Genomic DNA, 6,259 nt, shown 5'->3' on the forward strand with positions numbered 1-6,259 from the left:
GGCCTCGACGGCGCGCTCCGGGTGCGGCATCATCCCGACCACGTTGCCGCGCGCGTTCGTGACGCCGCCGATGTTGCGTGCCGAGCCGTTCGGCGCCGCCTCCGGCGTGACCTCGCCGCTCGCGCTGACGTAGCGGAAGACGATCCGTCCCTCGCCCTCGAGTCGGTCCAGCGTGTCGTCGTCGGCGACGTAGTTACCTTCGCCGTGGGCGACCGGGATCGTCAGGATCTCGCCGTCCTCGAGGCCGGCGGTGAACGCCGTCGAGGTCGACTCGACGCGCAGGTGCGCGGGCTTGCAGGCGAACCGCAGGCTCGCGTTGCGGATCAAGGCGCCGGGGAGCAGGCCGGCCTCGCACAAGACCTGGAACCCATTGCAGACGCCCAGCACCGGGCCGCCGGTCCCCGCGAACCGGACCACGTCCTTCATCACGGGCGAGAACCGAGCGATGGCGCCGGCCCGCAGATAGTCGCCGTAGCTGAATCCGCCGGGCACGACCACCACGTCCGCGTCGCCGATGGAGCCCTCTTTGTGCCACACCATGCGGACGTCTTGGCCGAGCACGACCTCGAGGGCGTGGTGCGCATCGTGGTCGCAGTTGGAGCCGGGGAAGACGAGGACAGCGACGCGAGCCATGGTCGGAGACAGCAGTGGAGGGCGGGAAACGGGCGAGCGCTCCTCAGCGACTCGTGCCCGCGGGTCCCGGAGGTAATCTAGCCGTCGGGAGTCCGGCCTCGAGGACGAGATCGGTCTTCGGCTCCGTTCCACGTTTCCACCCTCGTTTCCCTTGATCCCCAGGGAGCTCTTCAAAAAGATCCGCCACGTCGAGGTCCGCACGCGCGGGCTCGTCGACGATGTGTTCGGGGGCGAGTACCACTCGGCGTTCAAGGGCCGCGGCATCGAGTTCGCCGAGGTCCGCCCGTACCAGATCGGCGACGACGTCAGGACCATCGACTGGAACGTGTCCGCGCGGACGGGCGAGCCGCACGTCAAGATGTTTGAGGAGGAGCGCGAGCAGACGCTGATCCTGGTCGTGGACGTGTCGGCCAGCGAGGACTTTGGAAGCGCTCGGGCCAAGCGCGACCTGGCCGCCGAGATCTGCGCCGTGCTCGGGTTCTCGGCGCTCCGCAACCATGACAAGGTGGGCTTGGTGCTGTTCTCGGACCGCGTCGAGCGCGCCGTCCCGGCCAAGCGCGGCAAGCGCCACGTGTTGCGTCTCGTCCGCGACCTGTTCGCCCACGAGCCCGTCGGCAAGGGGACCGACATCGCGGGCGCCGTCGACCACGTGCTGCGCGTCCAGCGCCGCCGGGCCATCGTGGTCCTGGTGAGCGACTTCCTGGTCCCGGCCCCCCGCCAGGCCGACGTGGCTCGGTCGCTGCGCATCGCGTCTCAAAAGCACGATGTCGTGGCGATCCGATTGGTGGACCCCCGCGAGGAGGCGCTGCCGGCCGTCGGACTGCTCCGCGTCGTGGACGCCGAGACCGGCCAGGCCTCGCTCGTCGACACCTCGAGCCGGGCCGTCCGGCAGGCCTTTGCGGCGCGGGCCGGCGATCGGTCGTCGCGCATCGAGGCCACGCTCAAAGCCTCGAGGGTGGACCACGTCACCCTCCGCACGGACACGGACTACGTCGAGCCGCTGTCGTCCTTCTTCCGCCACCGGTCGCGGCGATGAGTCGATGGACGAACAGGGCAGGCGTCCTCGAGGTCGAGCGCTGCGTCGAGGTCCGCCGAGCCATCGAGGTCGGACCGGGCGACCCACCGGGTCGCCCCTACAGCACCACCGAAGTCGTCATCGAGGGCGCGCCGTCCTCGAGGTCGAGCACCGTTGGTTGCGCCGGCCTTACGGCCTCGAGGGCGTTGGCCGTGCTACTTCTCTGCGTTGGGTCCGCTCATGCCCAGAGCGCGCAGCTCACCGTCCTCCAGGACTCGGTCTCCGCCGGCGATCCCTTCGAGGTCGCCGTCACCGTCCGCCACGCGCCGGGCCAGCAGACCGCGTTCCCCGACGTGCCGGTCTCGACCGGCAACCGCCCGAGTTTGGCGTTCGGCGACGCGCTCGTCCTCGAGGTCGAACGGTTCCCGCCGCGCCGGACGGCGTCAGCCCGTGTCGACAGCGCGGTCTTCCGCGTCGTCACGTTCGCGGCCGACACGGCGCGCGTCGGACCCGTCGAGGTCGTCGTCTCGGACCGTGGCGAGACCATCCCGCTCGCGACCCGTGCTGCCGTCGTGCCCGTCCGGTCCGTCCTCGAGGGCGAGGCCCCGTGGGAGCCGGCGCCGTTCAGCGACCCCGAGCCGTTCCCGAGCGCGGCGCCGGTCTGGATCGCCCTCGGCGTGCTGGCGGCGTCGCTGGTGGGTCTGGCAGTCTGGGGGCTCACTCGCGTGCTCCGTCGTCCTCGAGGGACGATCACGAGCGTCGATCCGTACCAGGGTGCCCTCGCTCGACTCGGCGCCCTCGATGCGGACGCGCCAGACACACCGGAAGCCGTCGAGGCGTTCGTCGTCGAGGTACGGGCCATCGTCCGGGACTACCTCGAAAAACGCGTGCGCGTCCCCGCCGCGACCTCGACGACCGACGATCTCGGGGCCGTCCTCGAGGCTGACGCCCGCGTGACGAGTGAGTCGGCAGGGATGGTCCGTCACGTCCTGCGACCGACCGACTTGGTCGCCTTCGCCCGCGTCCGACCGGCGGCCCACGTCGCGGCCGGCATTCGGGACCAGGCCCGCTCTGTCCTCCAAGCCGTCGAGGCCGATGTCACCCGGTCCGAGCGGCCCGTCGAGCCCGCGAACGCCGTCTCCCCTTCCGCCTAGCGGACCGCCGTGCACCAACCGCTGTACCCGTTCTCCGACACGCTCGTCCGCCGGCTTCGTGAGGCCGAGCGCGTCGCGGTGCTGACCGGCGCCGGCATCTCGGCCGAGAGCGGCGTCCCGACGTTCCGCGACCCGGACGGGCTGTGGCAGAAATTTCGTCCCGAGGAGCTCGCCAACGTCGAGGCGTTCTTGGACAATCCGACGTTGGTGCAGGGGTGGTACGCGCACCGCCGCGCCGTCGTCGAGGACGTGGCGCCGAACGACGGGCACCGTGCCCTCGCGGCGCTCGAGCGCTGGGTCGTCGGTCGCGGCGGCGAGTTCTTGTTGGCGACCCAGAACGTGGACGGCCTGCACCGCCGCGCCGGGAGCGAGAGCCTGGTGGAGCTGCACGGCACGATCACGCGCTCCCACTGCATCGACTGCCACGCGCCGGCGCACGAGTCCGCCCTCGAGGCCGGGCCACTCACGTGCGAGAACTGCGGCGGTCTGGTCCGGCCTGACGTGGTCTGGTTCGGCGAGGCGCTGCCGGAGGAGGCGATCGGGCGAGCGACCGAAGCGGCGGCGATGGCCGACGTGTACTTGTCCGTCGGGACGAGCTCGGTCGTGTACCCGGCGGCGGGGCTGCCCCAGATCGCCCGTCAGTCCGGCGCCTACGTCGCCGAGGTGAACCCCGAGCCGAGCGACATCGCGTGGCGGCTCCACGAGCAAGTTCGAGGTCGCGCAGGCGACATTCTCCCCGAGATCGTGGGCGCTCTCGGCGCTGCGATGCCCCGTCCCGACGAACCGCTGCCGTGATCTTCGCCGCCCCTTTCTGGCTCATCCTGCTACCCGTCGTCGCGGTGCTGGCCGTCACGATGTGGCGCCGCCGGAGCGAGGCGGCAGGCGTCCAGTACTCCGTGGCCGGCGACGCGGCGTCGCTGCCATCGACCGGCTGGGCGCGGTGGCGCCGATTGCCCGAGGCTCTTTTGATCGTCGCGCTCGCGCTGTCCGTCGTCGCGATGGCGCGGCCCCAGGTGCGCGACGCGACCGTCGAGCGCTCGACGGAGGGCATCGACATCGTCCTCGCCTTGGACGTGTCGACCTCGATGACGGCTGAGGACTTCGTGCCCAACCGGTTCGAGGCCGCCAAGGCCGTCGCGGCCGAGTTCGTTCGAGGGCGAGAGTCCGACCGGATCGGGTTGGTCGTGTTCGCGGCCCAGGCCTACACGCAGGCGCCCCTGACACTCGACTACCCGTTCTTGCTGTCGATGCTCCAGGAGGTGCGGATGGGCCTCATCGAGGACGGGACGGCGATCGGGACGGCCCTGGCGACAGCGACCGCGCGGCTGCGCGACTCGGAGGCCGAGTCGAAGGTCGTCGTCCTGCTCACGGACGGCCAGAACAACCGCGGCCAGGTCGATCCCCAGACCGCTGCCGAGGCCGCTGCCGCCCTCGACGTCAAGGTCTACGCGATCGGCGTCGGAGGCGAGGGCGGACAGATTCGAGGTCGGTCGCCGTTCGGGATGGGCCGGCTGGGGCCGGCGCCCGAGGTCGACGAGCAAGCCTTGCGCCAGGTCGCGGAGACGACGGGCGGGCGCTACTTCCGCGCGACCGACCGCGAGGCGCTCCGCCAGGTCTACGACGAGATCAGCGCCCTCGAGCGGACCGAGATCGAGGAGACCGTCCTGCTCGACGTCGAGGAGCGCTACCCGTGGGCGCTGTGGCCCGCGCTGATCTGCCTGGTCGCCGCCATCGCGCTGTCCACGACGCGGCTCCGCGAGGTGCCGTAGATCGGAGACTCTGTCACCTGTTGTTGGAGGTGCGGGTGACGAGCCACTCTGTCAGGAGGTCTAAGAGTTGCGGATCGAACGCGCTGCCCTCGAGACCGGTCAGCGACGTCTGGAACGAGTGGTTGAGCCCTCCCAACACCGCGACCGTTGCGTCGTCGGTCGGACTGGCCGTGAGTGCAGCCGTCATCTGGGCAGCGTTCTCCTGCGGCGTCACCGCGAGGTCGGAGCGCCCGTACAGGGCCAGGACCGGAACGTCCACGGCCTCAAGGACGGACGTGGGGTCGAAGCGGACGAGGTCGCGCCAGAACGGCGACGTGTTCGCGCGGATGCCGGCCTCTCGAGCGTCGGGTGCCCATCCGGCGGCATCGTAGGCGACGCCCATCGCAGCGGCGGCAGTCAGCGAATCGGTGTCGGCAGCCGCCGCATCGATGATGGCGCGGCCGAGCGCTCGCTGAGCCTCGACCTCGAGGTCGGACGCCCCCCGGGCAGCGGCCATCCGGGGTGACTGCTCTCGCAACACGTCACGAAGTGGGGCGCTCGGTGTCATCAGCAGTACCAGGAACGCCGCCCGCTCCAAACGTTCGTGAACGTAGGGAGCGTGCACGCCCCCGACGCTGTGACCAACGATCCCGACCCGCTCCGCCGCGACCTCGGGCCGGTCTTTGAGGGTGCGCACGGCCGCGGCTAGGTCCCGCGCTTGGTCGTCGAAGCTCGACGCGAACGGGACGCCATCGGACTCTCCCACGCCGCGCTCGTCGTAGCGTAGGACAACGAACCCCTGACGCGTGAGGTGGTCGGCGAGGACGTGGAAGGGGCGGTGGCCGTCCATCTCGTAGTCGCGGCCGTTGTCGCCGGTGCCGGGGGCGAGGACCGCGGCAGGGTGCGGGCCTGGGCCGTCGGGAATCGTCAAGGTGCCGGCGAGGCGGATGTTTGGGGCGCTCTGGAAGACCACGTCTTCAGACGCGTACGGATGGGAGGGAGCCGGGTCCCGTGGTCGGGCCAGAGGCTGTAGCCTCGAAGTCGCCGGGACGAGCGTGAGTCGGACGATCATGTCCTCCTGCGTCCACGTGCCGGTGATCCGGCGGTCCGTCCTCGAAATGGCGCCGCGAAACGCGGCATCGACAGCGCTCGCCTCGAGAAACAGGCTGTCCCCGCGCACGACAGCGCTCGACAGACGAGCGCCCCGGGACAGGTCGGGTGCCGCAAAAAACGCCACGAGCGAGCTATCGGCATCGCGCTCAAGGAGCAGGGTCGCTCGGAAGGCGTCCTCTTTCGCAGACCACGCTCCCAGGACGCGGTCCATGGCGAGGGGCTGAGCTGCCGCATGAGAGAACGCTGCAAACGTGATGACGAGGAAGACGAGGCGAGCCATGGCCGAGGGGGTGTGGTACGTCAGCGGATGAGTCAGAGCGACAAGCGCTCGCGGAGCGCGGCGGCGCGGCGACGGGAAAACTCGACGGAGGTCCCGTCGCTGAGGCGGGCGGTCAGGCCGCCATTGAGCGCGTCCTCGAGGCCGACGACGTGGCTCAGCCCGATCAACTCCGACCGGCTCGCGCGGGCAAAGTGGGCCGGGTCGAGTCGGTCCTCGAGGCCGGACAGCGACCGGTGGACGACCGTCGTCTCGGGGCCAGCCGGCCCGTCGAAGTGGAGCCGTGTGTAGTTGCCGACAGACTCGAACCGGCGCACGT

7 protein-coding genes are annotated in these 6,259 nt (G+C 70.7%); 4 read left to right on the forward strand and 3 right to left on the reverse strand.

The genetic code is table 11. The annotated features are described in order from the left end of the window. The coding region (purQ, locus tag WBA11_RS03910; RefSeq protein ID WP_424519416.1) for a phosphoribosylformylglycinamidine synthase subunit PurQ at nucleotides 1-633 on the reverse strand (633 nt) is incomplete at its 3' end. Between the two features lie 151 nt (nucleotides 634-784). Between purQ and WBA11_RS03915 the strand changes: the two genes are divergently transcribed. Genes WBA11_RS03915 through WBA11_RS03930 form a run of 4 tightly spaced genes read left to right on the forward strand, consistent with a single transcriptional unit; the run spans nucleotide 785 to nucleotide 4,571 of the window. Then, on the forward strand, nucleotides 785-1,669 hold the full coding sequence (locus WBA11_RS03915; protein WP_424519417.1) for a DUF58 domain-containing protein: 885 nt from the start codon (nucleotides 785-787) through the stop codon (nucleotides 1,667-1,669). Beyond that, nucleotides 1,666-2,802 carry a hypothetical protein gene (locus WBA11_RS03920; RefSeq protein ID WP_424519418.1) on the forward strand — a complete coding sequence of 379 codons (1,137 nt, stop codon included), beginning with the start codon at nucleotides 1,666-1,668 and terminating at the stop codon, nucleotides 2,800-2,802. Before WBA11_RS03915 ends, WBA11_RS03920 begins: the two co-directional genes overlap by 4 nt. 9 nt (nucleotides 2,803-2,811) lie before the next feature. Then, nucleotides 2,812-3,597 carry an SIR2 family NAD-dependent protein deacylase gene (locus WBA11_RS03925; protein WP_424519419.1) on the forward strand — a complete coding sequence of 262 codons (786 nt, stop codon included), beginning with the start codon at nucleotides 2,812-2,814 and terminating at the stop codon, nucleotides 3,595-3,597. Next, the gene (locus tag WBA11_RS03930; protein WP_424519420.1) at nucleotides 3,594-4,571 is read left to right on the forward strand and encodes a vWA domain-containing protein; all 978 of its coding nucleotides are present in this window, start codon (nucleotides 3,594-3,596) and stop codon (nucleotides 4,569-4,571) included. The genes WBA11_RS03925 and WBA11_RS03930 overlap by 4 nt, the downstream gene beginning before the upstream one ends. A 13-nt stretch (nucleotides 4,572-4,584) precedes the next feature. Here WBA11_RS03930 and WBA11_RS03935 read toward each other — a convergent pair whose 3' ends face one another. Together WBA11_RS03935 and WBA11_RS03940 are read right to left on the reverse strand one after the other, a co-directional pair. Further along, complete coding sequence (locus WBA11_RS03935) at nucleotides 4,585-5,943, reverse strand: alpha/beta hydrolase (protein WP_424519421.1); 1,359 nt, start codon at nucleotides 5,941-5,943, stop codon at nucleotides 4,585-4,587. Nucleotides 5,944-5,975: 32 nt separating this feature from the next. After that, the coding region (locus tag WBA11_RS03940; RefSeq protein ID WP_424519422.1) for a LytTR family DNA-binding domain-containing protein at nucleotides 5,976-6,259 on the reverse strand (284 nt) is incomplete at its 5' end.

The organism is Rubrivirga sp. (genome assembly GCF_049648075.1).
Taxonomy (GTDB): domain Bacteria; phylum Bacteroidota; class Rhodothermia; order Rhodothermales; family Rubricoccaceae; genus Rubrivirga.